The sequence below is a fragment of the Allobosea sp. FG18 genome (genome assembly GCF_057809495.1).
Genome location: NZ_JBMDKB010000001.1, coordinates 251,349 through 276,187, shown reverse-complemented (window position 1 = coordinate 276,187; position 24,839 = coordinate 251,349). Strand labels below are relative to the sequence as shown.

General features: G+C 66.9%; 22 protein-coding genes. 7 read left to right on the top strand and 15 right to left on the bottom strand.

What is annotated here, in order from left to right; translation table 11 throughout:
- The first annotated feature begins 165 nt into the window (after window positions 1–165).
- Window positions 166–1,335: a homoserine O-acetyltransferase MetX gene (metX, locus tag ACODTJ_RS01340; protein WP_454658049.1), complete on the top strand. Its 1,170-nt coding sequence runs from the start codon at window positions 166–168 to the stop codon at window positions 1,333–1,335.
- A 180-nt stretch (window positions 1,336–1,515) separates the two neighbouring features.
- Complete coding sequence (metW, locus tag ACODTJ_RS01335) at window positions 1,516–2,142, top strand: methionine biosynthesis protein MetW (RefSeq protein ID WP_454658050.1); 627 nt, start codon at window positions 1,516–1,518, stop codon at window positions 2,140–2,142.
- A gap of 137 nt (window positions 2,143–2,279) precedes the next feature.
- On the opposite strand, the gene clpB is transcribed toward metW, so the two are convergent.
- Window positions 2,280–4,898 carry an ATP-dependent chaperone ClpB gene (clpB, locus tag ACODTJ_RS01330; protein ID WP_454658051.1) on the bottom strand — a complete coding sequence of 873 codons (2,619 nt, stop codon included), beginning with the start codon at window positions 4,896–4,898 and terminating at the stop codon, window positions 2,280–2,282.
- Between the two features lie 175 nt (window positions 4,899–5,073).
- Here clpB and ACODTJ_RS01325 point away from each other — a divergent pair, with 175 nt between their 5' ends.
- Window positions 5,074–5,391, top strand: coding sequence for a DUF2293 domain-containing protein (locus ACODTJ_RS01325; RefSeq protein WP_454658052.1), 318 nt, complete (start codon window positions 5,074–5,076; stop codon window positions 5,389–5,391).
- A gap of 80 nt (window positions 5,392–5,471) precedes the next feature.
- Window positions 5,472–6,257 carry an MOSC domain-containing protein gene (locus tag ACODTJ_RS01320; RefSeq protein WP_454658053.1) on the top strand — a complete coding sequence of 262 codons (786 nt, stop codon included), beginning with the start codon at window positions 5,472–5,474 and terminating at the stop codon, window positions 6,255–6,257.
- A gap of 70 nt (window positions 6,258–6,327) precedes the next feature.
- Here the strand turns inward: ACODTJ_RS01320 and ACODTJ_RS01315 are convergent, their stop codons facing one another.
- From ACODTJ_RS01315 to ACODTJ_RS01290, 6 genes are all read right to left on the bottom strand, one after another.
- Window positions 6,328–7,338, bottom strand: a complete 1,011-nt coding sequence (locus ACODTJ_RS01315; RefSeq protein WP_488847431.1) for a DUF4167 domain-containing protein — start codon at window positions 7,336–7,338, stop codon at window positions 6,328–6,330.
- A 403-nt stretch (window positions 7,339–7,741) separates the two neighbouring features.
- On the bottom strand, window positions 7,742–8,581 hold the full coding sequence (gene prmC / locus ACODTJ_RS01310; protein ID WP_454658055.1) for a peptide chain release factor N(5)-glutamine methyltransferase: 840 nt from the start codon (window positions 8,579–8,581) through the stop codon (window positions 7,742–7,744).
- Window positions 8,582–8,646: 65 nt separating this feature from the next.
- Window positions 8,647–8,895: a hypothetical protein gene (locus ACODTJ_RS01305; RefSeq protein WP_454658056.1), complete on the bottom strand. Its 249-nt coding sequence runs from the start codon at window positions 8,893–8,895 to the stop codon at window positions 8,647–8,649.
- A 74-nt stretch (window positions 8,896–8,969) separates the two neighbouring features.
- Window positions 8,970–10,055 carry a peptide chain release factor 1 gene (gene prfA / locus ACODTJ_RS01300; protein ID WP_454658057.1) on the bottom strand — a complete coding sequence of 362 codons (1,086 nt, stop codon included), beginning with the start codon at window positions 10,053–10,055 and terminating at the stop codon, window positions 8,970–8,972.
- 58 nt (window positions 10,056–10,113) lie between these two features.
- A complete protein-coding gene (gene ptsP / locus ACODTJ_RS01295) occupies window positions 10,114–12,381 on the bottom strand; it encodes a phosphoenolpyruvate--protein phosphotransferase (protein ID WP_488847426.1) in 2,268 nt (755 codons plus the stop codon).
- A 182-nt stretch (window positions 12,382–12,563) separates the two neighbouring features.
- Window positions 12,564–14,129: an alpha,alpha-trehalose-phosphate synthase (UDP-forming) gene (locus tag ACODTJ_RS01290; protein ID WP_488847425.1), complete on the bottom strand. Its 1,566-nt coding sequence runs from the start codon at window positions 14,127–14,129 to the stop codon at window positions 12,564–12,566.
- Window positions 14,130–14,419: 290 nt separating this feature from the next.
- On the opposite strand from ACODTJ_RS01290, the gene otsB reads away from it, so the two are divergent.
- Together otsB and ACODTJ_RS01280 are read left to right on the top strand one after the other, a co-directional pair.
- Window positions 14,420–15,211, top strand: coding sequence for a trehalose-phosphatase (otsB, locus tag ACODTJ_RS01285; protein ID WP_488847423.1), 792 nt, complete (start codon window positions 14,420–14,422; stop codon window positions 15,209–15,211).
- A 6-nt stretch (window positions 15,212–15,217) separates the two neighbouring features.
- Window positions 15,218–17,059 (top strand): glycoside hydrolase family 15 protein, encoded by a 1,842-nt coding sequence (locus ACODTJ_RS01280; protein ID WP_454658061.1) that lies wholly within the window; start codon window positions 15,218–15,220, stop codon window positions 17,057–17,059.
- Window positions 17,060–17,248: 189 nt separating this feature from the next.
- On the opposite strand, the gene ACODTJ_RS01275 is transcribed toward ACODTJ_RS01280, so the two are convergent.
- The 5 genes from ACODTJ_RS01275 to ACODTJ_RS01255 all read right to left on the bottom strand — a co-directional run bounded on the left by ACODTJ_RS01275 (window position 17,249) and on the right by ACODTJ_RS01255 (window position 21,359).
- On the bottom strand, window positions 17,249–18,457 hold the full coding sequence (locus ACODTJ_RS01275; protein ID WP_454658062.1) for a M20 family metallopeptidase: 1,209 nt from the start codon (window positions 18,455–18,457) through the stop codon (window positions 17,249–17,251).
- Between the two features lie 147 nt (window positions 18,458–18,604).
- Window positions 18,605–19,483 carry a hypothetical protein gene (locus ACODTJ_RS01270; RefSeq protein WP_454658063.1) on the bottom strand — a complete coding sequence of 293 codons (879 nt, stop codon included), beginning with the start codon at window positions 19,481–19,483 and terminating at the stop codon, window positions 18,605–18,607.
- Between the two features lie 128 nt (window positions 19,484–19,611).
- Window positions 19,612–20,151: a chromate transporter gene (locus ACODTJ_RS01265; RefSeq protein WP_488847419.1), complete on the bottom strand. Its 540-nt coding sequence runs from the start codon at window positions 20,149–20,151 to the stop codon at window positions 19,612–19,614.
- Window positions 20,151–20,717 carry a chromate transporter gene (locus ACODTJ_RS01260; RefSeq protein ID WP_454658065.1) on the bottom strand — a complete coding sequence of 189 codons (567 nt, stop codon included), beginning with the start codon at window positions 20,715–20,717 and terminating at the stop codon, window positions 20,151–20,153. Before ACODTJ_RS01260 ends, ACODTJ_RS01265 begins: the two co-directional genes overlap by 1 nt.
- A gap of 9 nt (window positions 20,718–20,726) precedes the next feature.
- On the bottom strand, window positions 20,727–21,359 hold the full coding sequence (locus ACODTJ_RS01255) for a LysE family translocator (protein ID WP_454658066.1): 633 nt from the start codon (window positions 21,357–21,359) through the stop codon (window positions 20,727–20,729).
- Between the two features lie 78 nt (window positions 21,360–21,437).
- On the opposite strand from ACODTJ_RS01255, the gene ACODTJ_RS01250 reads away from it, so the two are divergent.
- Window positions 21,438–22,091, top strand: coding sequence for a GNAT family acetyltransferase (locus ACODTJ_RS01250; protein ID WP_454658067.1), 654 nt, complete (start codon window positions 21,438–21,440; stop codon window positions 22,089–22,091).
- Here ACODTJ_RS01250 and ACODTJ_RS01245 read toward each other — a convergent pair.
- The 3 genes from ACODTJ_RS01245 to ACODTJ_RS01235 all read right to left on the bottom strand — a co-directional run bounded on the left by ACODTJ_RS01245 (window position 22,088) and on the right by ACODTJ_RS01235 (window position 24,839).
- Window positions 22,088–22,594, bottom strand: coding sequence for a DinB family protein (locus ACODTJ_RS01245; protein ID WP_454658068.1), 507 nt, complete (start codon window positions 22,592–22,594; stop codon window positions 22,088–22,090). The genes ACODTJ_RS01250 and ACODTJ_RS01245 overlap by 4 nt on opposite strands.
- Window positions 22,595–22,607: 13 nt before the next feature.
- Entirely contained in the window at window positions 22,608–23,831 is a 1,224-nt protein-coding gene (locus ACODTJ_RS01240; protein WP_454658069.1) for an NAD(P)/FAD-dependent oxidoreductase, read from the bottom strand.
- Window positions 23,832–23,924: 93 nt separating this feature from the next.
- Window positions 23,925–24,839 carry a LysR family transcriptional regulator gene (locus ACODTJ_RS01235; protein ID WP_454658070.1) on the bottom strand — a complete coding sequence of 305 codons (915 nt, stop codon included), beginning with the start codon at window positions 24,837–24,839 and terminating at the stop codon, window positions 23,925–23,927.

The window sequence follows — 24,839 nt, the reverse complement described above, 5'->3', positions numbered from 1 at the left end:
ACGCGCTTTCCGGCAAGGCCACGCTCCTTAGCGCTCCCGCAACGCCTTGGCAAAGCCGGCTGCGCAGTCCCGCGTTGACAGCGACGCACCGACACGGCATCGCTAGAGTTCGATTTTCCGAACGCCTGGACCGGCAAGACAAATCCTACTGCCGAAGCGGACGACATGAGCGATCTCTCCCCTAGCCTGGCCGATCCGCAGAAGGAGGCGAACGAGCCCTCCAGCCCGGTCGCGCGCTTCGGCCCTGATACGCCGCTGCTGATGGATTGCGGCGTCGTGCTCGACCACTGGCAGATCGCCTACCAGACCTACGGCGAGCTGAATGCCGACAAATCGAACGCCATTCTGGTCTGCCACGCCCTGACTGGCGACCAGTATGTCGCGAGCCGCAATCCGATCACCGGCAAGGGCGGCTGGTGGACGGCGATGATCGGGCCAGGCAAACCGATCGACACAGACCGCTTCTTCGTGATCTGCGCCAATGTCATCGGCGGCTGCACCGGCACGACCGGGCCGGCCTCGACCAATCCGGCGACGGGCAAGCCCTGGGGCCTGTCCTTCCCGGTCGTCACCATCCGCGACATGGTGCGAGCGCAGGCCGCGCTGGTCGACTCGTTGGGCATCGAGACGCTGTTCTGCGTCGCCGGCGGTTCAATGGGCGGCATGCAGGTGCTGCAATGGGCGGCGAGCTATCCCAACCGCGTGTTCTCGGCTCTGCCACTGGCGACCGGCGCCAAGCATTCGGCCCAGAACATCGCCTTCCACGAGGTCGGCCGGCAGGCGGTGATGGCCGACCCCGAATGGCGGCAGGGGCGCTATCTCGAAGAGGGCACGCGCCCGGCGAAGGGATTGTCGGTCGCGCGGATGGGCGCGCATATCACCTACCTCTCGGAGCAGGCGCTGCATCGCAAGTTCGGCCGCAAATTGCAGGACCGGGCGGCGCCGACCTTCTCCTTCGACGCCGACTTTCAGGTCGAGAGCTATCTGCGCCATCAGGGCTTGAGCTTCGTCGAACGCTTCGACGCCAATTCCTACCTCTATGTGACGCGCGCGATGGATTATTTCGACCTCGCCGCCGACCATGACGGCGTGCTGGCGCGCGCCTTCACCGGCACCAAGACGCGCTTCTGCGTGGCCTCCTTCACCTCGGACTGGCTGTTCCCGACGGCGGATTCGCGCGCGATCGTGCATGCGCTCAATGCGGCCGGCGCCTCGGTCTCCTTCGTCGAGCTGGAGAGCGACAAGGGCCACGACGCCTTCCTGCTGGAAGAGCCCAATCTCTTCGCCACGACGCGCGGCTTCATCGGCGCGGCGGCGCGGGCACGGGGGCTTTGATGAACGCCGCCCCTTGTCATTCCGGGGCGGCCCGCAGGGTCGAACCCGGAACCCACAACCGGGTGAGCCCGATCGAGCTGCAAAGACGTGAGACAGAGCCCAGTCGTGAGTTCCGGGTTCTTCGCTCAGCGAAGCCCCGGAATGACAAGGGGCGAGCCTGAGCATGACGAGCTGCCTACCATGACCCTCCCCGACACAAACCAGACCAACCGCATCGACCTCCGGCTCGTCGCCGAGATGGTGCAGCCCGGCACGCGCGTGCTCGATGTCGGCTGCGGCGACGGCGCCCTGCTCGCGCTGCTGGCCGAGAGCCGTCAGGTCGACGCGCGGGGCATCGAACTTTCCCGCGAAGGCGTGGCCGATTGCGTCGCACGCGGGCTTTCAGTGATCCAGGGTGACGCTGATACCGACCTCGGCGACTACCCGGACGACTCATTCGACTACGTCATCCTCTCCCAGACGATCCAGGCGACGCGCAATCCGCGCCTCGTTCTGGAGCAGATGCTGCGCATCGGCCGGCACGCCATCGTCTCCTTCCCGAATTTCGGGCATTGGCGGATGCGCTCGCAGGTATTCTTCCAGGGGCGGATGCCGGTGACCGACTCCCTGCCCTATGCCTGGTGGGACACGCCCAACATCCATTTCTGCACGATCCGGGACTTCGTGGCGCTTTGCGACCAGATCGGCGCCAAGAAGGAGCGTGCGGTGGCGCTCGACGCCGCCGGCGGACGGGTCGGTGTCAACGCGCCCTGGTGGTTCTGGAACCTGTTCGGCGCGCAGGCGGTATTTCTGCTCAAGCGGGGGTGAGGGACTGACCCGTCATGCTCGCCCTTGTGGCGAGCATCCACGCCTTGAACACCGTCCTCGACATGCGAAGACGTGGATGGTCGGGACAAGCCCGACCATGACGAAAAAGCGCCGCCCGAAGGCGGCGCTCCCAACTATCAGTTCAACGCCACGCCAGCCGGCCGCTTCTCCTTCACGCCGGGAACGGCCCCCAGCATCAGCGAACCCGGGCCGACGGTGATCGGCACATCCTCGCCATCGACGATGTCGCCCGCGAGGATCGCCTCGGCCAGCGGGTCCTGCACCGACTTCTGGATCACGCGCTTCAGCGGGCGCGCGCCATAGGCCGGGTCGTAACCCTTGTCCGCCAGCCACTCGCGCGCCTCCTTCGAGAGCTCGAGCGTGATCTTGCGGTCGGTCAGCAGCTTCTGCAGCCGGGCCATCTGGATATCGACGATCGCGTCCATGTCCTTCCGCCTGAGGCGATGGAACAGGATGATGTCGTCGATCCGGTTCAGGAACTCGGGTCGGAAGGCGTGGCGGACCACGCCCATGACCTCGTCGCGAACCGCGTCGCTGTCCTGCCCCTCGGGCTGGTTCACCAGGAACTCCGAACCGAGATTCGAGGTCATGATGATCAGCACGTTGCGGAAATCGACGGTGCGGCCCTGGCCATCGGTCAGGCGGCCGTCGTCGAGCACCTGCAGCAGGACGTTGAACACGTCCGGATGCGCCTTCTCAACCTCGTCGAACAGCACGACCTGATAGGGCCGGCGCCGCACGGCTTCCGTCAGCGCCCCGCCCTCCTCATAGCCGACATAGCCGGGAGGCGCGCCGATCAGTCGGGCGACCGAGTGCTTCTCCATGTACTCGGACATGTCGATGCGCACGAGCGCGGTGTCGTCGTCGAACAGGAACGAGGCCAGCGCCTTGGTCAGCTCGGTCTTGCCGACGCCTGTGGGGCCGAGGAACATGAACGAGCCGATCGGACGGTTCGGGTCCTGAAGGCCGGCACGGGCGCGACGGACCGCGGTCGAGACCGCCTCCACCGCTTCCTTCTGCCCGACGACGCGAGCACCGAGAACCTCCTCCATGCGGAGCAGCTTCTCCTTCTCGCCTTCGAGCATCCGGTCGACCGGCACGCCGGTCCAGCGGGAGACGACGGCGGCGACGTGATCAGGCGTCACCGCCTCCTCGACCATGCCGGCATCGTCGCCCTTCTCCTCGATCTCGGCCAGACGCTTCTCAAGCCCAGGGATCTCGCCATAGGCGAGCTCGCCCGCGCGCTGGTACTCGCCCTTGCGCTGCGCCTGGGCGAGCTCGTTGCGAGCGTTGTCGAGCTTGGTCTTGATCTCCGCGGCTGCGCCCAGCTTGTCCTTCTCGGCCTTCCACTTGGTGGTGATGGTGTCGGAGCGCGTCTCGAGGTCGGCCAGTTCGGATTCAAGTCGCTTCAGCCGCTCCTTCGAGCCGGCATCGCTCTCCTTCTTGAGCGCCTCCTGCTCGATCTTGAGACGGACGATCTCGCGATCGATCGAATCCAGCTCCTCGGGCTTGGAATCAACCTGCATGCGCAGGCGTGCCCCGGCCTCGTCGACGAGATCGATCGCCTTGTCCGGCAGGAAGCGGTCGGTGATGTAGCGGTTCGACAGGGTCGCAGCCGAGACCAGCGCCGAGTCAGTGATGCGGACGCGGTGATGCTGCTCGTACTTTTCCTTCAGGCCGCGCAGGATCGAGATGGTGTCCTCGACCGTCGGCTCCTCGACGAAGACGGGCTGGAAGCGCCGCGCCAAAGCCGCGTCCTTCTCGACATATTTGCGGTACTCGTCGAGCGTGGTCGCGCCAACGCAGTGCAGTTCGCCGCGCGCCAGAGCGGGCTTCAGCAGGTTCGACGCATCCATCGCGCCGTCGGTCTTGCCGGCGCCGACGAGGGTATGCATCTCGTCGATGAACAGGATGACGCCGCCATCCGAGGACGAGACCTCGGTCAGCACAGCCTTCAGCCGCTCCTCGAACTCGCCGCGATATTTCGCGCCGGCGATGAGCGAGCCCATGTCGAGCGCGAGCAATTCCTTGTCCTTCAGACTCTCGGGCACGTCGCCATTGACGATGCGCAGCGCGAGGCCTTCGGCGATGGCGGTCTTGCCGACGCCGGGCTCACCGATCAGGACCGGGTTGTTCTTGGTCCGGCGCGACAGCACCTGGATCGTGCGGCGGATCTCCTCGTCGCGGCCGATGACCGGGTCGAGCTTGCCCTCACGCGCCGCGGCGGTGAGGTCGCGGGCGTATTTCTTCAGCGCGTCATAGGCCTGCTCGGCGCTAGCCGAATCGGCGGTGCGGCCCTTGCGGATCGCCTCGATCGCAGCGTTCAGCGCCTGCGGCGTCACGCCGGCCTTCGACAGGGCCTTACCGGCCTCGCTGTCCTTCTCGACCGCGAGCGCGAGCAAGAGCCGCTCGACCGTGACGAACGAGTCGCTGGCCTTCTCGGCCGCCTTCTCGGCGGTGTCGAAGACGCGAGCGAGACCCGGCGTCAGGTTGAGGCCGCCCGAACCGCCCGAGACCTTCGGCAGCTTGGCCAAGGCCTGGTCGACAAGCTGCAGCGCGACGCGCGACTGGCCGCCCGCCCGGTCGATCAGACCGGCCGCCATGCCTTCATTGTCGTCGAGCAAGGCCTTCAGAAGATGTTCGGGAGTGAACTGCTGGTTCCCTTCCCGCAAGGCGATCGTCTGTGCCGCCTGGAGGAAACCCTTCGCCCGATCCGTATATTTCTCGATATTCATTCAGCTATCTCCGCCCGCGGGCCACGCCCCGTAGCAACGTGAACCTGCTGCCCTTTCATCAAGATGGAGCGCCGCAATGGGCCGCCCCTCGCTCTCCAAGATAGTGTGGCTTTCACGCAACGGAAGAGGCTTGGCCCAGAATTGACCTGGCGCAAGCCGCAGGCGCAGATCGGGCATGGCCGGGACCAAGCGACAGCAGGCGATTCGGAAAGCGTTGAGGGCGCTGGCGCCGGGCATTCCGCTCTCCGACGCCGAGGCCGTGGTGACGCTGGCGGAGCGGCGCCACATGAAGGACCTTCCGCCCTCGACGGCGCTCTGGCTCGCGCTGGGTAGCCATGTTCGACACGTCCATACCGATTACGAGCGCCTGCTGGGCGAGGGTTACGACCGCGATGCCGCCCGCTTCTTCGTCGCGGGTGACACCGACGCCATTCTCGCCGGCTGGGGCTGTCAGCGTTCGGTCAGCGACGGCGAAGACGACGCATCCGATTGATCGAAACAGATACAAGATTTGATCTGTCAGGACCGGCCGACAAGGCTATGGTCCGCGACCTTGCCTGAACGAGATCCACCATGCGCATCGAAACGCTCTACCGCTACCCCGTGAAGGGCCTCTCGCCGGAACGGCTGAAGCGGGCGGCATTGCCGGCCGGTGGCTTCTTCCCGGGCGACCGGCTCTTCGCCATCGAGAACGGCCCCTCCGGCTTCGATGCGGCCGAGCCCGTGCACCAGCCCAAGATCAAGTACCTGATGCTGATGCGCAACGAGTCGCTGGCGCGGCTGAAGACCCGCTATGACGATGCCAGCGGCGATCTCGTCATTCATGAGGGCGGGCAGGAGGTGCTGCGCGCGGCGACCGCCAGCGACGAGGGCCATGCCGCGATTACCAGCTTCTTCTCCGGCTTCATGCCCGAGGAATTGCGCGGCGAGCCGAAGCTGCTGACGGCGCCCCCGACCTATCGTTTCACCGATTCGCGCTCCGGCTTCGTCTCGATCATCAACCTCGCCAGCGTCGCCGATCTCGAAGGGCGCCTCGGGCAGCCGGTCGATCCGCTGCGCTTCCGCGGCAACCTGATGGTCAGCGGGCTCGCACCCTGGGCCGAGAACGACCTCGTCGACCGCGAGCTCACGGGCCCCGGCGGCCTGCGCCTGCAGGTGATCAAGCGGATCGAGCGCTGCGCGGCGACCAATGTCGACCCCGACACCGGCGCGCGCGACATGCAGATCCCGAAGGCGCTGATGAAGAACTACGGCCATGTCGATTGCGGGATCTATTGCCGCATCCTCGCGGACGGCGCCCTGGTCGAGGGCGACAGCCTGGCCGTGGCGGATGCGCCGGTCGAACTTGGCATCGCCTGATCCGCGCAGATAAAGAAAAAGGGCCCGAGAGGGCCCTTTTCCATATCCAATGCCTGATGTCGGAGACGGATTACTCGGCCGAGTTATCCGTCTCCGAGCCCAGCGCGTCCATGACCTCGCGGGGCGAGCGGGGACGACGGGTGCGCTTCGGCGCAGCGTCATCCGCAGCCGGGTCCGCCGGAGCGGCAACCGGCTCGGTGGGGGCCTCAACCGGCTCCGGCGCGGGGACACGCACGGGGTTGGTCAGGAAGGACGGCAGCGCGGCGGCGACGTCATCGCCGGCATCGGCCTCGACCTCGCGCTCACGGCGCGGACGGCGCTCGCGCTGCGGACGCTCACTCCGTTCGGTACGCTCCGGGCGCTCGAGGCGACGCGGTTCACCCTGAGCCTGCTCGGGAGCAGCCTCAACGGCGCCGCCTTCGCTGACCGGGATGTCGGAACGCGGGGCATCGGGGCGCGGCGCATAGCCGCCGGGAGCGCCCTGGCCGCCTTCGGCGTTACGGTCGAAGCGACGCTCGCCACGATCCTGACGATCGAAACGGCGCTCGTTGTTATTGTTGTTGCGATCGTTGTTGAAACGCTCGCGACGGTTGTTGCGGTCGAAGCGCTGGCCGCCCTGCTGCTGGCCGTCGCCGCCCTCGCCCTCGGGGCGCTGGCCGCCGCCATGGCCGTTATAGCCATTGTTGTTGGGATAGCCGTTGGCGCGCATCTCCGGCTGCGGACCGGTGCCGGGCTGGAAGGACTGACCGTCCTCGTCGCCCTCTTCCTCGCCCTCGTCCGCATCTTCGACGAAGGCGCGATTCGGCGGGAAGGAATGGCCAAACTGCTGAGCCATCTGCTCCTGCGCCGCAAGCAGGATGCGGTAGTAATGCTCGGCGTACTGGAAATAGCTCTCGGCAGCGACGGTATCGCCCGAAGACTGAGCATCCCGCGCGAGCTGCAGGTACTTCTCGGCGACATGTTGCGCCGTACCGCGAACCTTGACGTCCGGACCGTTGGACTCGTAGCTACGCTGCAACGGGTTCGGAGATTTGCGATTGCCGTTGTTGTTGCCGCCGCCGCTATTGTTGCGGCCGCGCATACGCCGGTTCTGACCTGGTCTCATTCGCGTCTGTCTCGCGCTTCTGTGTTCAAAGCAACCGTGGTGCCGTCATGCGCGCTGCGATGCACAGCGGGTTGCGACGCTGTGTCGGACGAAGGTGACCTGAAGGGGCGATACGCCGTTCCTGGTCTTCACGCGCTCTTTTCCAAAAAGGGGTTTCAACCCCATGAGCCGATCGGCGCCACGCGCCTTCGGGGCTCCATCCGGTTGTCAGCTGCACCGCTTCAGGAACACGCCTGCAAACGATGCCGAACTCGAGCAAATCCTGTACGATCGGGAACTGCCCAGAGGCCCGGCTCTGACGCCACCAGCTTCGGCTGGATGCTGCATAGCTGCTTTTGGCTGCTTCTCCAAGCGAAATCGACCAAAAGCCTGTGCATTATCAAGCGAGCGTGAAGATCAACGCCCGCTCATGCCCCCCCAGATCGTTGCGGCTGCCGCGGAATTCGAAGCCGCCCTGCCGCATCAGTGCCACGACATCCGGCCCCTGCCCTGCTCCGATCTCGAAGACGATGATGCCGCCGGGCGCGAGCAAGGGCGGGAGAGATGACGCGAACAGACGGTAGGGACCGAGCCCGTCAGCACCGCCATCGAGAGCAAGCAGGGGGTCGTGCTCACGGACTTCGACGGACAGCGTCGCGATCTCGGCCGATGGGATATAGGGCGGGTTCGAGACGATGAGGTCGAAGGGGCCGGTCAACCCCTCCGTCCAGCTGCCTTGCCGGAACATCGCCCGGCCATCGACGCCATTGAGAGCGGCGTTGCCGGCGGCCGTCCGGCAGGCCTCTTCGGACAGGTCGATGCCGAGACCCTGCGCCTGCGGCAACTCACTGAGGAGCGCGATCAGCAGGCAACCGGTGCCGGTCCCGAGATCGAGCAGCTTCAGCGCCTCCTCGCGACGCCCGGCGAGCTGGGCAAGAGCCGTCTCGACGATCGTCTCGCTATCGGGGCGCGGTTCCAGCGTTGCCGGCGAGAGGCGGAAAGGCAGCCCCCAGAATTCGCGTTCGCCGAGGATGCGCCAGACCGGCTCGCCGGCGACGCGGCGCACAGCGAACGCTTCCAGCCGCGTCAGAGCTTCGCCGGGCAGAAACAGATCCGGGTCCGGGTTTTCAGCGCCCAGACTGCCTTCGACCAGCAATCGCGCATCGAGACCGGGACTGGGCGAGCCAGCGCGCAGGAGTCTCTGCGCAAGGCGACGCCGCGCCTCCCTGACGGTCGGCACGGCGCCCTCCCCTCGTGCGTTTCCAGCGAAGCCCATGGCGGGCTCAGCAATCCCCGAAGCGGCGGCTAGTTGCCGTTCATCTTCAGGTCCATGCAGGTCTTCATCTTCTTGTTGATCGCGGCCTTGCTTTCGCGGGTCCTGCCCATCTCCATCTGGCACGCCTTGCGCGCCTGAGACTGCGTCATCGCGCCCTGCAGCGCCGCCGGCTGACCCGAGGTCATCTTGCGGAAGGTGCGCTCCTGAGCCTGCGAGACGCCGCTCATCGCCAGCGCCATCAGCCCGGTCACCGCCATCGTCGAGAACATCTTGATCATGAGAGGGTCCCCCCTTCGCTGGTGTCGATACCTGATCAACGCGGGACGGGGCTTTTGGTTTCATCGCGCCCGCCTCACGCCATACCCTCGGCCGCCAGCAGCTTCGCCTGATGCTCGGCGGTCAGCGCGTCGATGATCTCATCGAGAACGAGACCCTGCATCATCTCGTCGAGTTTGTAGAGCGTCAGGTTGATCCGGTGGTCGGTGACGCGCCCTTGCGGGAAATTATAGGTGCGGATTCGCTCCGAGCGATCGCCCGACCCGACCTGCGAACGCCGGTCCGCCGAGCGCTCGGAATCGATGCGCAGGCGCTCCATGTCGAAGAGCTTGGCGCGCAGCAGCTCGTAGGCGCGCGCCTTGTTCTTGTGTTGGGAGCGCTCGTCCTGGACCAGCACGACGGTATTGGTCGGGATATGGGTGAGGCGCACCGCCGATTCCGTCTTGTTGACGTGCTGGCCGCCGGCACCGCCCGAGCGCAACGTGTCGGTGCGGATATCGGCCTCGTTGAGGACAATGTCGACATCGGTGGCCAGCGGCAGCGTCGCGACCGTCGCGGCGGAGGTGTGGATACGCCCGCTCGCCTCGGTATCCGGCACGCGCTGGACGCGGTGGACGCCGGATTCGAATTTGAGCCTGGCATAGACGCCGCGGCCGTTGATTTCGGCGATGACCTCCTTGTAGCCCCCCATCGTCCCCTCGCTCTCGGAGAGGATATCGACGCTCCAGCCCTTCTGGGCGGCATGGCGCTGGTACATGCGCAGGAGGTCGCCGGCGAAGAGCGAGGCCTCGTCGCCGCCGGTGCCCGCCCGGATCTCGAGGATGACGCCGCGCTCATCGGCGGCATCCTTCGGCAGCAGGGCCACGAGGATCTCGCGGGCGCGCGCCTCGATCTCGGCGCGGGCCGTGTCGCGCTCCTCATAGGCGAGGTCGCGGAATTCGGCATCGGTCGCGGGGTCGGCGATCAGAGCCTCCGCTTCTTCCAGCGAGACCTGCGCCTGCCGCCAGGAGGCGATAGCCGCGACCACCGGATCGAGCTCCGCCAGTTCCTTGGCGAGCTCGACGGTGCGCGCCGCCTCGGTCGCATGGTTGATCTCGTCGGTCGCGGCGGCATGGCGCGCCACGATGACGTCGAGACGATCCTGGGGAAGCTGGAGGGACATTCAATGAACTCGTGAAACGAAAGGGAAAAGCGGCAGCGGACGGCAAGCTTGAGCGTCGCTAGACCGGGACCTTGAACTCGGTCGCGAAGGCAGCGAGCTGCGAGCGCAGACTGGTGGCACCTTCCGGCGAGGCGAGCATCCAGTCCATGCGCTCGCGCAGCTTGCCCGTATCGAGCGCGCGCAGCATCGCCTTCACCGGCCCGATCGAGGCCGCCGACATCGAGAAGCCGCGATAGCCCAGCCCGATCAGGGCCATCGTCTCCAGCGGCTTGCCACCCATCTCGCCGCAGACGGTGACAGGGCAGCCGGTCTCGGCCGCCGCCTCGATGATGCGCCGGAGGGCGCGAAGCGGGCCGACGCCGAGCGGATCGAAGCGATCGGCGACGCGCTTGTTCTCGCGATCGGCGGCGAAGAGGAACTGCATGAGGTCGTTGGTGCCGATCGAGAGGAAATCGGCCTCGCGGGCGATCTCGGGCAATTCGAAGAGCAGCGAGGGCACTTCGACCATGACCCCGACGCGCAGGTCGCGCGGCGGCGTGACGCCCTGCTTCTCCAGCATCACCTGCTCGCGGCGGATGATCATGCGGGCGCGGCGGAATTCCTCGGTGGTCGCGACCATCGGCAGCATGATCTTGAGGTCGCGGCCGGCGCCGGCCCGCAACATCGCACGCACCTGCGCCCGCAGCAGCCGCGGCTTGTCGAGGCCGATGCGGATCGCGCGCCAGCCGAGCGCCGGGTTTTCCTCCTCGACCCGCTCCATGTAGGGCAGCACCTTGTCGCCGCCGATATCGAGCGTGCGGAAGGTGACGGGCAATTCCGCCGCGGCCTCCAGAACGGCAGCATAGAGCGCCTGCTGCTCGGCGGTGGTCGGCATGTGCTGCGCCACCATGAACTGCAATTCGGTGCGGAACAGGCCGATGCCGTAGGCGGCGGTCGCCTCGATATTCGGCATGTCGACGATCAGGCCCGCATTGATCTGCAAGGTGATGTCGACCCCGTCGCGGGTGATCGCCGGAAGCTCCTTGAGCTTCTGGTACTGCTTCTGCTTGCGGGCGCGCAGCCGAGCCTTGTCCTTGTAGGCGTTCTCGACGTCGGGCTGCGGGCGGATTTGCACTTCGCCGGCCTGACCGTCGACGATGATGGCATCGCCCGCCTCGACCAGCGCCGTCGCGTTGACGACCTCGCCGACGGCGGGAATGCCGAGCGCGCGCGCGACGATGGCGATATGGCTGGTCGGCCCGCCCTCTTCCAGCACGAGCCCGCGCAGATGGGCGCGGTCGTAGTCCAGCAGCGCCGCCGGCCCCATCGAGCGGGCGACGAGGATGGCGTTCTCCGGCAGGTTCTCGCGGGCGACGCCGTTCGCCTTGCCGACCAGCGTGCGCAGCAGACGGTTGGCGAGATCGTCGAGATCATGCAGCCGCTCGCGCAGATAGGGGTCGGTCTGGCGCAGCATCTTGGCGCGCGTGTCGGACTGGACGCGCTCGACCGCCGCCTCGGCGGTGAGGCCCGTCAGCACGACCTCGCGCATGCGGCGCAGCCAGCCCTGGTCGTGGGCGAACATGCGGAAGGTCTCGAGCACGTCGCGATGCTCGCCGGTATGGGCGACGTCGCCGCGCTCGACCAGCTCGTCGATCGAGGCGCGCATCTCGCCGATCGCGGCTTCGAGACGGCCGACCTCGGCCGCCGGATTCTCGGCGATGAGATTGGTGATCGCGACGCGCGGCTCGTGCAGCACGACATGGCCGAGGCCGACGCCATCGGCCAGCGCCACGCCGACCCCGTGGATCGGCCGGTCGAGGCCGATCGAGGCGCCCGGCGCCGCCAGCGACTTCAGGCCGCCGGCCGCGATCATCTCCGCCATCAGCATGGCGGTGGTCTGGAGCGTCTCGATCTCGTCTTCGGAGTAGAGCCGCGTCGCCCGGTTCTGGATGACGAGCACGCCCATCACAGCGCCGCCGCGCAGGATCGGCACACCGAGGAAGGAGCGATAGACCTCTTCGCCCGTCTCCGGACGGTAGGAGAAGGAGGGATGCGCCTGCGCATCCGACAGCGCCAGCGGCTCGGCCTCGCTCGCGATCAGGCCGACGAGGCCCTCGCCAGCTCGCATGGTGGTGAGGTGGACCGCCTCGCGGTTGAGGCCTTCGGTGGCGTAGAGTTCAAGCGAGCCGTCCTCGCGCAGGACGTAGACCGAGCAGACTTCGGCGACGAGATTGCCGGCGATCAGCACGACGAGCCGGTCCAGCCGCTCCTGCGGGCTGATCGAAGCCGCCATGACCTCGCGGAGACGGCGCAACAGAACGCCCGGTCCTCCGAGAGCGCCTCGCATCGATCTCAGCCCTCCGCCCGCCTCCTCAGCCATCGACGATACGATGCCTGTCCAGACCTGAGTCGCCCGCTCCGACCCTGCTGCCTTCTAGCGACCAAAGACCTTATTCGGCAAGGGCCGCGAATGGGACACGCAGCATCACCCCAAGAATTCGGTCGTTTTCCTGACCCAAGTGCCAAGTCTCAACGTCGCACCAGGGCGAGATGAGAGCCTGTCGCAGCGCTCCGCTTCCGGCGCGATCCTGCCGACATCTTGCGTACACCGGCTTCCGGAGGCGCCGATGACGCGGCCGATGCCTCGTTCCGGGAGGCCCGCCGCGCGCCGGGGCGCGGCTCCTTGCGTGTTCCCTCGACGGCCGCAGCGTCGCTGGCTGCGCCCTCTCCCGCCAATGCCGCGAGATATTGGCGCGTCCACCAGTCGATATCGGTCGCGGCGATGACGGCATAGAGGCGCTCGAAGCGGCGGATGCGCTCGGTCTTCGGCATGGCGAGCGCGGTGCGGATCGCCTCCGCCACCTCATGGGAATCGAAGGGATTGACGATCAGCGCCTCGCCCATCTGCTGGGCGGCGCCGGCAAAGCGCGAGAGCACGAGCACGCCGGGATCGGCCGGGTCCTGCGCCGCGATGTATTCCTTGGCGACGAGATTCATGCCGTCGCGCATCGGCGTAACCAACCCGACCTGGGCCCGGCGATAGAAGCCGGCCAGCGCCTTGCGCGAATAGGCCTTCTTGACCACGCGGATCGGCGTCCAGTCGAACTCGCCGAGCTGGGCGTTGAGGCGCCCGGCAACCTCGTCGGATTGACGGTCGAGATCGGCATATTCCGGGACATCGCTGCGCGAGGGCGGTGCGATCTGCAACAGGCTGACGCGGCCACGCTCCTCGGGATGGTCGCGCAGGAACTCCCCGAAGGCTTCCAGGCGCTGCACGATGCCCTTGGAATAATCGAGCCGGTCGACGCCGATGACGAGCTTGCGTTCGCCGAGCGATTCCCGCGTAGCGCGCAAGGGTGTCGCCGCCTGGCGCACGGAAGCGGCAGCGAGCTTGCGGAAGCCCTCGACATCGATTCCGATCGGAAAGGTCTGCACGGAAGTCTCACGCGTGCCCAGCTTGACGCGTTGTCCGTCCGAGCGGGCGCCGCAGAGCGAAACCAGCCCGCCGATCAGGTTGCGGGCGTCGCCTTCGGTCTGCATGCCGACGAGGTCATAGGCGGCCATGGTGCGGATCAGGGTCGCGCTGAAGGGCAAGGCGCCGATGACATCGGCCGCCGGCCAGGGGATGTGATGGAAATAGCCGATCCGGTTGGTGATGCCGCGCCGGCGCAGCTCCGCCGCCAGCGGGATCAGGTGGTAATCGTGGATCCAGATGAGGTCGTCGGGCTTGATCAGCCCTGCGAGCGCACGGGCGAAGCGGCGGTTGACGCCGAGATAGCCCGTGTAATCGCTGCGCTGGAACTCGGTGAGGCCGAGCCGGTAATGCATCAGCGGCCAGAGCGCCCGGTTCGAGAAACCGAGATAATAGCTCTGGCGCTCGGCCTCGCTGAGATCGGTCACGGCATAGGTGACATTGCCGTGTTCGACCTGCCGGATCTGCGTCGGAGCCCCCTCGCTCACAGCCCCGCTCCAGCCGAACCACAGGCCGCCCCGCTGCTCCAGCGCCTCGCGCAAGGCGACTGCCAGTCCGCCTGCCATCACCTTTTCATGACGATCGGGAATCGTGACCCGGTTGGAAACGACGACAAGGCGCATGGACGAGCATTCTCCGACAGGGGCCGCCCGCATTTCGCCATCGGCGGCAGGAACAGAACGCTTCCGAAAGCGTAATGTTTCCGTGGTGCGGACGCGGTCACATGGCAGCGCGATGGCAGCCGTGCGGTGAAATCGTGACAACCATGGTAGGCTTTCGACAGATCGAGACAACCCCTCGACCCCAATTTTCGACACGGCGACGACCATTCGATAAGACAGGAAAGGATATCCCTGGCTGCGCGGCCGCTCTTCTGCCTCCTTCTCTGCCCAAATACGAGATGATGACGACCTTGATCGAACCTCACATCGCCACAGGCTCTCACGAGATCGATTCCGCGGATCGCGAAATCGCTCTGTTCCTCGACTTTGACGGAACGCTGGTGGAAATCGCCCCCTCGCCGGAGGATGTCCATCTCGACCGGCGGGTGGCTCCGGCACTGACCGTGCTGCGCGCGCAGCTCGGCGGCGCGCTGGCGCTCGTCTCGGGGCGCCCGATCGGCTTTCTCGACGAGATGCTGGCCCCGCACCGCTTCGACATCGCCGGACTGCACGGCGCCCAGATCCGCGTCGACGGCGAAATCCGCTCGCAGGCCGACACCCATGAAGGCATGCGAGCGGCGCTGCGCGATCTCGTCCGCTTCGCCAACAGCCATGTCGGCATCATCGTCGAGGACAAGCGCATCTCCGTCGCGCTGCACTGGCGCCTGGCCCCCGCGCTGGAGGAAGAGGCCCTGGCCTTGATCCGTGGCATCGCCGCGCGGATGGGGCCGGGCATGCGCCTGCAGGAAGGCAAGGCCGTCGCGGAACTCGTGCCGGCCGGCGCCAGCAAGGGCAGCGCCATCGCCTGGCTGATGGCGACGCCGACCTATGCCGGCCGCCAGCCGGTCTTCATCGGCGACGACATCACCGACGAGGGCGGGTTCGAGGCCGTCAATGCGATGGGCGGCGTCTCCGTGCGCATCGGCGCGGATCGCGAGAGCCATGCCACCTGCCGGCTCGCCTCACCGACAGCGCTCCGGCACATCCTTCTCGAAGCCGCCGAAAGCGGCCATCTTTCCGCTGCCAGCTTCAAGCAGGACTGACCGACCATGACCGTTACGACCTCGACCGCGGGGCATCACTCCGCCTCGCTCGACCTCGGCGTGATCGGCAATTGCTCGATCGCCGCTCTCATCGACCGCCGCGCCCGCATCGTCTGGGGCTGCTTCCCGCGCTTCGACCGCGACCCTGTGTTCTGCTCGCTGATCGACAACCGGGGCGAAGACGGCGACGACGAGCCTGAAAAGGGGTTCTTCGGCATCGAACTCGTCGGCATGACCCGTTGCGAGCAGGGCTATCTCGACAACACCGCGATCCTCTCCTCCGTGCTCTCCGACGATCAGGGCAATGCGATCGAGATCCTCGATTTCGCGCCGCGCTTCGTGCGCTACGAGCGCTTCTTCCGGCCGCCGCAGCTGGTGCGCCGCGTCCGCCGCGTCTCCGGCCGGCCGCGCATCCGCGTACTGGTCAAGCCTTGTCTCGGCATCGGCGAGGAGCCCGACGAGATCACGCGCGGCTCCAACCATGTCCGCTATGTCGGCGCCGATCAGACGATCCGGCTGACGACCAATGCGCCGCTCTCCTATGTCGTCGAAGGCACGCCCTTCGCCGTCGACCAATCCTATTCCTTCTTCATCGGCTCGGACGAGGCGTTGCGCGCCGAGATCGAGACGACCTCGCGCGAATTCCTCGACAAGACCACCGATTACTGGCGCGACTGGGTGCGCTCGCTCTCGATCCCCTTCGAGTACCAGAAGGAGGTGATCCGGGCCGCAATCACGCTGAAGCTCTGTTCCTTCGAGGAGACCGGCGCGATCGTCGCGGCACTCACGACCTCGATCCCGGAAGCGCCGGGGACGCAGCGCAACTGGGATTATCGCTATTGCTGGCTGCGCGACGCCTATTTCGTCGTCCATGCGCTGAACCGACTCGGCACGACGCGGACGATGGAGGATTATCTCGGCTTCATCACCAATATCGTCGACACCTTCTCCGAAAGCGGCGCCGAGCACCTGCCGCCGCTCTATCCGATCACGCGCGGCGGCTCGCTCACCGAGTTCGAGGCCCGCAACCTGTCAGGCTATCGCGGACACAAGCCGGTGCGATTCGGCAACGGTGCGGCGACGCAGATCCAGAACGATGGCTACGGAGCGGTCGTGCTGGCGGCGACACATTCCTTCTTCGACCGGCGCCTGATTCAGCCGGGCAAGGAGGCCTTGTTCGGACAGCTCGAACGCATGGGCGAACTCGCCATCGCCTATTTCGACAAGCCCGATGCCGGCCCCTGGGAACTGCGCGAGAAGGAGGCCGTGCATTCCTTCTCCAGCGTAATGTGCTGGACGGCCTGCGACCGGCTTGCCCGCATCGCCGGCACGCTCGGACGCGCCGACCGCAAGGAATTCTGGAAGGGTGAGGCCAAGCGCCTGAAGGCCACCATCGCCGAGCAGATCTGGAACGAGACGAAGGGGCATTTCGTCTCGACCTTCGGCGGAGAAGACCTCGACGCCACCCTGCTGCTGCTGGCCGAGCTCGGCTTCGTCAAGCCGGACGATGCCCGCTTCGTCGCGACCGTCGAGGCGATCGGCCGCGATCTGAAGCGCGGCGACCTACTGCTGCGCTACGCCACGCAGGACGATTTCGGCTACATGCATACCGGCTTCCTGATCTGCGCCTTCTGGTATGTCGATGCGCTCAACGCGATCGGGCGCAGCGAGGAGGCGAAGGAGCTGTTCGGACGCATCCTGCAGCGACGCAACAGCTTCGGCCTGCTCTCGGAGGATGCCGACCTGAAGACCGGCGAGCTCTGGGGGAATTTCCCGCAGACCTATTCGCATGTCGGCCTCATCAACTGCGCGATGCGGTTGAGCCGCGACTGGGAAGAGGCGTTCTGAGGTCCGAGGGCACCCGCCCTTCTCCCCTTGCGGGAGAAGGTGGCAGCGCGAAGCGCCGACGGATGAGGGATCGCGCCGAACTTGCCAGTAGGATGTTCGGCTCACGATCGGCGTCGCGAGACCCCTCACCCTAACCCTCTCCCGCAAGGGGAGAGGGGATATGGCGTGCCCGGCAAAAGCAGTCTGCCCTCACTCCACCTTCGCAGCTGCGCGCATCACCGCCAGCGCGAGCACCTGCGCCGCCGGGACGATGCTCTCGACCTCGAGGAATTCGTCCGGGGTATGGGCCATGCCGCCGATCGGGCCGACGCTGCACAAGGTCGGGGTGCCCTGCGCGGCGGTGAAGCCGGAATCGGCGCAGCCGCCGGTGAATTCCGCGGTAACGCCGATGCCGAAGGCGGCTGCCGCATCGCGATAGGTTTCGTAGAGCGCAGCCGAATCCGAGGAGCGCTCCAGCGGCAGGAACTCGCCCTTGATCGAGAGTGCGGCGCTGGTGCCGGCCACCTCGGGCGCTTCGACGATCGCCTTGATCTTGCCGACCATCTCGTCGCGCTGGGCGGCGGTGACATAGCGCAGGTCGATCTCGCACCAGGCGCTGGGCGCGATGGTGTTGACGGTCTGGCCGCCGCCGATCAGGCCGACATTGACGGTGATGCCCTTCTCCAGATCGGTCAGACCCTGCAGCTTCGGGATCTTGTGGCCGAGATCGACAATGGCCGAGGCGCCTTTCTCGTAGTTCGCGCCGGAATGGGCCGGCTTGCCGGTGAACTCGGCCCGCATGAAGACTCCACCCTTGCGGCCGCTGGTAACCGACTGCTTCTGGTCCTTCGCGAAATCGGTGCCGGCCGGCAGGCGGCTGGGCTCGGCATTGAAGACGCAGCGCGACTCACGTGCGGCAGCCTCGATGACCGGGCGAGAGGATGGCGAGCCGATCTCCTCGTCGCTGGTCGTCAGCATGAGGAGTGGCGCGGCGAGGCCGCCGCATTCGGCGAAAGCCGCGGCGACGAAGGCCGAGATCATCACGCCCGCCTTCATGTCGGCGACGCCCGGGCCATAGGCGCGGCCGCCCTTGATGGTGAAGGGCCGGCGCGTCGGCTCGCCCTGCGGGAAGACGGTGTCGCGATGGCCGAGCAGCATGACCGGGCGCTGGTCGTTGGCCGCCGGGTTGGGCAGGCGCGCCCGAACGGCGTCGCCGAAGCGGCTATCCGGCACGATCTCGACCTTGAGGCCGTTCGCCTTGTGGAAGCGCGCGACGACCTCACCGGCGCGATCGACACCAGCCTTGTCGTAGGAGCCCGAGTCGGTGTCGACCAGTTCGCGCAGCAGCGCGACCATGCCTTCCTTGCGGCTCGCCAGCCACTCGGTGACCTTCTTCTCCTCGGGGGTCAGGGCGCTCATCGTTTCACTCGCATTCGTTCCGGATGGGACAATGCGGGTGAGCTTATCGCCATTGCGACAGCCGGCAATGGCGGGAGGCGACGGCCATGCCATTCATGCCGCGCATGCCTCGACCGAAAGCCTATTTCGGCGCGGCCATGCGCCTGATCAGGACATCGCGGGCGGTGCGGGCAGCATCGCGTGTGGCTTCGTCGGAAGGAGCCCTTGCCGGCTGCTCCAGCGCCTTTGCATAGTAGCCGAGCGCCAATTGATCTGAGGCGATCCCAGTATAGAAATCGCCCAGCCGCTTGTTGGCCTGGAGCGCGGCTTCGGGTCTCGCCGCTGCTGCCTCGAAGGCGCCGATAGCGCCCGGCACATCGCCCAATTTAGCCTTCTGCTCCGCCCGCCCAAGCAGAAGGCGCGGTCGTTTGCCCCCGTCCCAAGTGCCGTCTCGACATCAGCGAGCGCAGCAGTCGCGTCGCCCTGGCCGAGCCGGGCGTCGCTTCGCAACAGCAGGGCCTCGGCATCGGCGGGCGCAGCCGCAAGCCGCGCCGTCGCATCCGCCGCCGCATCAGTGAAACGCCCGAGCCTCGCTTTTGTACGCAGCAGCAGGTCCGCTTCCGGCGAGGGCGCGGCGGGCGCGGCGGTGACGAAGCGTTCCGCCGCTGCGGCATCGCCGGTAGCGAGATTGATCCGGGCGGCGAGGCTCTGCCAGCGCGGCTCGTTCGGCTCGATCCGCAAGGCCATGGCGATATCGGTCAGGGCGGCAGGATTGTCGGAGCGCAGGTTCAGCGCGGCCCGCTCGGCATTGGTGCGGCCGAAGCGCGGTTGAGCCTCGGCGACCACCTGGGCATCAGCGAGCGCCTCCGGCAATTCGCGGCGCGCCAGCCGCGCACGCGCGCGGATTTTGATCAGATGGACCTGCCTCGGAAAAGCGGCGAGCCCCTTCTCCGTGCGATCATCCTTGCAGAGCGCCACCGTCCCGGCCTTCTGGGCCATGGCTGCCGGCATGCCGAGCATCGGCAGCATGAGGACAAGGAACGCCATCCGCGAGAGCAAGGGGGTGCCGACCTCCCTGACAACGCACCGGAGTGACGTTGGGAAATGTTAGCATGATGGCGGGGGGCAGCGTCATGCCATCCCCCGAATGCACGACCCGGTGCCGCCCTTCGCGCTCAGGCGATACCGACAGACCAGGCGAGAACATAGGCGAGCGTCCCGCTCGCCATCGGCACCAGCGGATTGACCTTGGAACGATAGGTCACCAGCGCCGTCGCGGCCGTGATCGCATAGCCGACGAGACCGGCATCGGCAGCCAGCGTCGCGACCACGCCGCTCGCGAGCATCAGGCCGAGCGCGATCGGCACCAGCGCCAGCGTCATGGTCCGAACTACGCGATGCCCGCCGAAGCGCTGCAGCCCGCGGCTGGAGGCAAGCGCCAGCAGGCAAGAGGGCAGCAGCAGCGCGGTCGTCGCGACCAGGAGGCCGACTGTTCCGGCGACATGCCAGCCGATGATGCTGCCGAGCATGATGTTGGGGCCGGGCGCCGTCTGCGCGATGGCGAAGAGACGCGCGAAGGTCGGCGCATCCATCCAGCCGAGGATCTCGACGACCTGGCGATGGATTTCCGGCACCACCGCATTGGCGCCGCCGATCGCCATCAGCGAGATCGTGCCGGAGGTGACGATCAGCTGGAAGAAGACGCTGCGCTCCATCAGACTCGCCTTGCTCCCAGCGTCGCCGCGGCCAGACCGAGCGGCACCAGCACCAGCAGGGTCGGCAGCATGGGCAGCCGCAGCAGGCCGACCGCGACGAAGGCGGCCGCAGCCATGACCCAGGCCCAGCGCGCGAGGCCGGCCTTGGTCAGCAGCCGTAGCGCCGTTCCAAGAATGAGCCCGGCGGCACTGGCAGCCGCGCCGGTCAACGCGATCTGTGCCAGCGGGTGGCCGGAGACCGCGCCATAGACATTGGCGAGCCCGACGAGGCAAAGGAGCGGCATCGCCATCAGCGCGAAGACGCAGGTCAGGGCACCGATCCCGCCCCTGAAGCGGTCGCCGAGCATCACCGCCGCATTGACCGTGTTGGCGCCGGGCAGCGCCTGGCAGATGCCCATCAATTCGGCATAGCCGCGATCGTCGAGCCAGTTGCGCTCGGTGACGATGATATGGCGCGCGATCGGCCCGACGCCGCCGAAGCCCATCAACCCGATCTTGAGGAAGCCGGTGAACAGGTCCTGCAGGCTCGGTCGAGGGGCTTCCGATGCGGTTTCGAGGGTCGACATCCGGACTTGCTAGCGCCGCGATTCCATCGCCATCCGCAGCGCAAAGCCGGCGAGCACCGTCCCCATGATCCAGCGCTGTACCAACGACCAGAAGGGTCGCGTCCGCAAGAACAGCGCGATGCTGCCGGCGGCCGTCGCGATGAGGGCGTTGACGCCGCCGCTGATCGCGATCTGGACGAAGCCGAGCACGACCGACTGGGTCAGCACGTTGCCGGCGGCCGGATCGATGAACTGCGGCAGCAGCGCGAGATAGAACATCGCGATCTTCGGATTGAGCAGGCTGGTCAGGAAGCCCATGGCGAAGAGCTTGCGCGGCCCGTCATGGGGCAAATCGCGGACATGGAAGGGCGAGCTGCCGCCCGGCCGCACCGCCTGCCAGGCGAGCCAGAGCAGATAGGCCGCGCCGCCGAGCCTGAGCACGTCATAGGCATAGGGCACGGTGAAGAGCAGCGCCGTGATGCCGAAGGCGGCGCAGAACATGTAGACGAAGAAGCCGAGAATCACGCCGCCGAGCGAAATCAGGCCGGCGCCCCTGCCCTGCGCGATCGAGCGCGAAATCAGGTAGATCATGTTTGGGCCGGGCGTCAGCACCATGCCGAGCGCGATCAGCGAGAAGGTGATGAGGGTCGTCGTCTCGGGCATGTGAAGCGCTCCGGCGGAACTCAGCGCTTGGACCATGGATCGCGATAGCCGGCAATCGGCTGCATCGTGGGAACGGCCATGCAAGCCGTTGCTGCGCCGCGTACTCTCGGCATTGCCGCGACGGAACCCGCCGCTTCGCCGGCGGTTGTCGCCTGCAAGCGGATGGGGGAAGACATGACGCTGTTCAGCCGGGTTCTCTACACGGTCATCGCCTTCGCGCTGCTGGGTGCTTCGATCGTGCTGATCGGCGTCGCGGTCTGGCGGACGTCGCAGGGCTTCTGGACCGGCGAGGGCGCGCTCGACACGATGCTCGACGGGATCGGCCTCGTGATCATCGCGGTGGCGGTCGCCGATGTCGGGAAATTCCTGTTCGAGGAGGAGGTCATCGCCGACCGCGAGATGCGCCGCCCGGCCGAGGCGCGGGGATCGCTGACCAAGTTCATGTCGATCATGATCGTGGCGCTTTCGCTGGAATCGCTGGTGCTGATCGCCAAGACCTCGCGCGAAACGATGGGCGATGTCGTCTATCCCGGCTTGCTGATGCTGCTCGCCGTATTCGCCCTGATCGGGCTCGGCCTGTTCCAGAAGCTCAGCCAGAACGCAACGGCAGCGGTGCCGCCGGATCGGGAAGACGATGAGGGCGACGAAATCAATGATCGCCCGATCGTGGCTCACAAGCCGATCCCGCGCTCCAAACGCCGGAATGCCTCTCCCGCTGCGGACCCTGCCTAGCGCGGTTCGTCGACGAGGAAGAGATCGGTATCGTCAGGCTTCACACCGGCCGCCGTGAGCATGGCGTGGATCTGGCCGCGATGATGGGTCTGGTGATTGAAAAAATGGACCAGTGCGAAGGCGCGCGGCTTGCCCATCTCGCGACCGGCAGCGCCCGAGTACCAGATCAGCGTGCCGCGCAGCCAATCTGCCGTGACGGTCTCCGCCCAGTCGAGAATGGCCTGGTCGCGCATGCGGCGCCGCGCGCAGAACTGCGCCCAGCCCTCGAAATAGACCGCCGAGTCGCGACCGCCGACAGACGGCTTCTCGCTGCCGATGAGGCGGCTGAGCCAGGTCTCGTCGGCCCAGAGGATATGGTTGAAGGTGCCGTGGATCGACTTGAAGAAGGCGCCGCGATCGAGCTTGCGCGCCTCGTCGGTCAATCCGTCCGCCGCCGCCATCAAGCTGCGGTTCTGCCAGGCATTGTAGCGGGCCATAGTCTGGACGAAAGCGGGATCGACCATGGCGGCCTCCTCGTCAGATGACGTTGGCCTCCTTGAGCGGCCGGTTCGCAACGATGCGCTCGTGGCCGAGATCGGCAAGGTCGAGCGAGCGATAGCGGCCATGCGCGATATGCTCGGCGAGCCCGCGTCCGACCGCTGGCGATTGCTGCAGGCCATGGCCCGAGAAGCCGTTGGCGAGGTAGAGGTTCGGCATCCCCACCGCCGGGCCGATAATGGCGTTATGGTCGAGCCCGCACATGTCGTAGGGGCCGGCCCAGGCGCGGCCGGGCTTGATCTGCTCGAAGGCCGGGATGCGGGTGGCGAGCGAGGGCCACACCACCTCCTCAAAGAAGCCCCAGTCGACATCCTCGGCGGCGGGGTCGTTCTCGATCCATTCGACATCCTGCTCGGGTGTCAGGGGCGAACAGCTGCCGATGAAGAGCTGGCCTTCCGCCGTGCGCTTGCCCTCCTGCCGGCACCAGGCGCCGGTCGTATCGATCAGGAGCGGGCAGCCGTCGACATCGCCCTTGCAGGTGAAGGAGAAGACATAGCGCTTCATCGACTTCACCGGGATCGAAATGCCAGCCGTCGCGGCGAGCTTCGCGCCATGGGTGCCGCTGGCATTGACCACCGCACCGCAGGCGATGCGGCTGCCGTCGGCGAGTTCGACCGCGGTGACGCGACCGTTGTCCGTAACGTAGCGGGCAACCTCGCCCTGCCGGTACTCGACGCCGAGGCTGCGCGCCTTCTTGCGGAATGCCTGGAGCAGCGCCCAGCCGTCGAACCAGCCCTCGCCGCTGACGCCGAAGGTGCCGCAGGCGAGATCATCGGTGCTGAGCCAGGGGAAACGCTGTTTCAGCGTCGCCGGGTCGTAGAGGGCGATATCGGCGCCCTCAGTGGCCTGCAGCTTCTGGTTGGCCTCGAGGATCGGCGCGCCGGCCTCGCTGGCGAGATAGAGATAGCCGCCCTCATGCAGGTCGATCGCCGGAACCTCGCCATCGACAGCGAGATGCTTCCCGATATTGCGCAGGAAATCGATACCGAAGAGCGAGATGCGGATGTTCACCGCGCTGGAGAACTGCTGGCGGATCGAGGCTGCCGAGAGCGCGGAGGCCGAGAAGCGATAGGTCGGGTCCTTCTCGATCACCACGACCTTGCCGGTGAAGCCGGGATCGGCGGCCAGATGATAGGCGACGGAGGAGCCGATCGCGGCGCCACCGCAGATCACGACATCGGCGCTTTCGGAGACGGGCGGCATGGCAGGCCTCGCGCAGCCGGCTTCGATGAGAAAGCCGGGTTGGTGAATTTCGCGCATGAATGAACGAGCGCGAGGCGCTTGTCGAGAGGCGGCTTAGCCCGACGGCGCGCATTCCCCGAGCAACCAGTCGCGGAAGGCGATGACGGTCGGCAGATTGGCCTTCTCCTCGGGATAGACGAGATAGTAGCCCTCCTTGCCGGTCACCGGCCGGTCGATCGGGATGACCAGCGCGCCGGAACGCAACTCCTCCTCGACCAGGAAGCGCGGCACGATCGCAAGTCCGAGCCCCGCGACAGCGGCCTGCGCGATCATGGCGAACTGCTCGAAGCGCGGCCCCATCAGGGCGCGCTCCGGCGCCAGCCCCTGCTGTTCGAGCCAGTTCGCCCAGGCGCGGGGCCGTGTCGATTGCTGGAGCAGCGGCGCCCGCAGCATGTCGGCCGCCTCGGTGATGCCGGCGCGCGCCAGCAGCGAGGGCGCGGCGACGGGTACGACCTCCTCGCCCATCAGACGGTGAAGCCGCGCGCCCGGCCAGTTCTCGGCACCGAAATGCACGGCGGCATCGACCGGCTCGCGGGCGAAGTCAAAGGGTACGAGCCGCGTGGTGAAATTGATGGTGATGCCGGGATGGGCCTCGGTGAAGCGCGGCAGGCGCGGGATCAGCCAGCGCGTGCCGAAGGTCGGCAGGGTCGCGAGATTGAGCACGCCGGCCGCACCGCGAAAGGCCATGGCGGAGACGGTCGCCGCCGCGAGCCGGGACAGGCCGTCGCGGATGTCATTGGCATAGGCCGCGCCGGCCGCCGTCAGGCTGACACGCTTCTTGACCCGCTCGAACAGGCTGACGCCGAGCACCTTTTCGAGATGCGCGACCTGCCGGCTGACCGCGCCCTGCGTCAGGTTCAGTTCCTCTGCCGCACGCGTGAAACTGCCATGCCGGGCCGCCGCCTCGAAGGCGGCGAGCGCGGAGAGCGAGGGCACCGACAAGCGGCCGGGAACGAGCGCATCATCCAT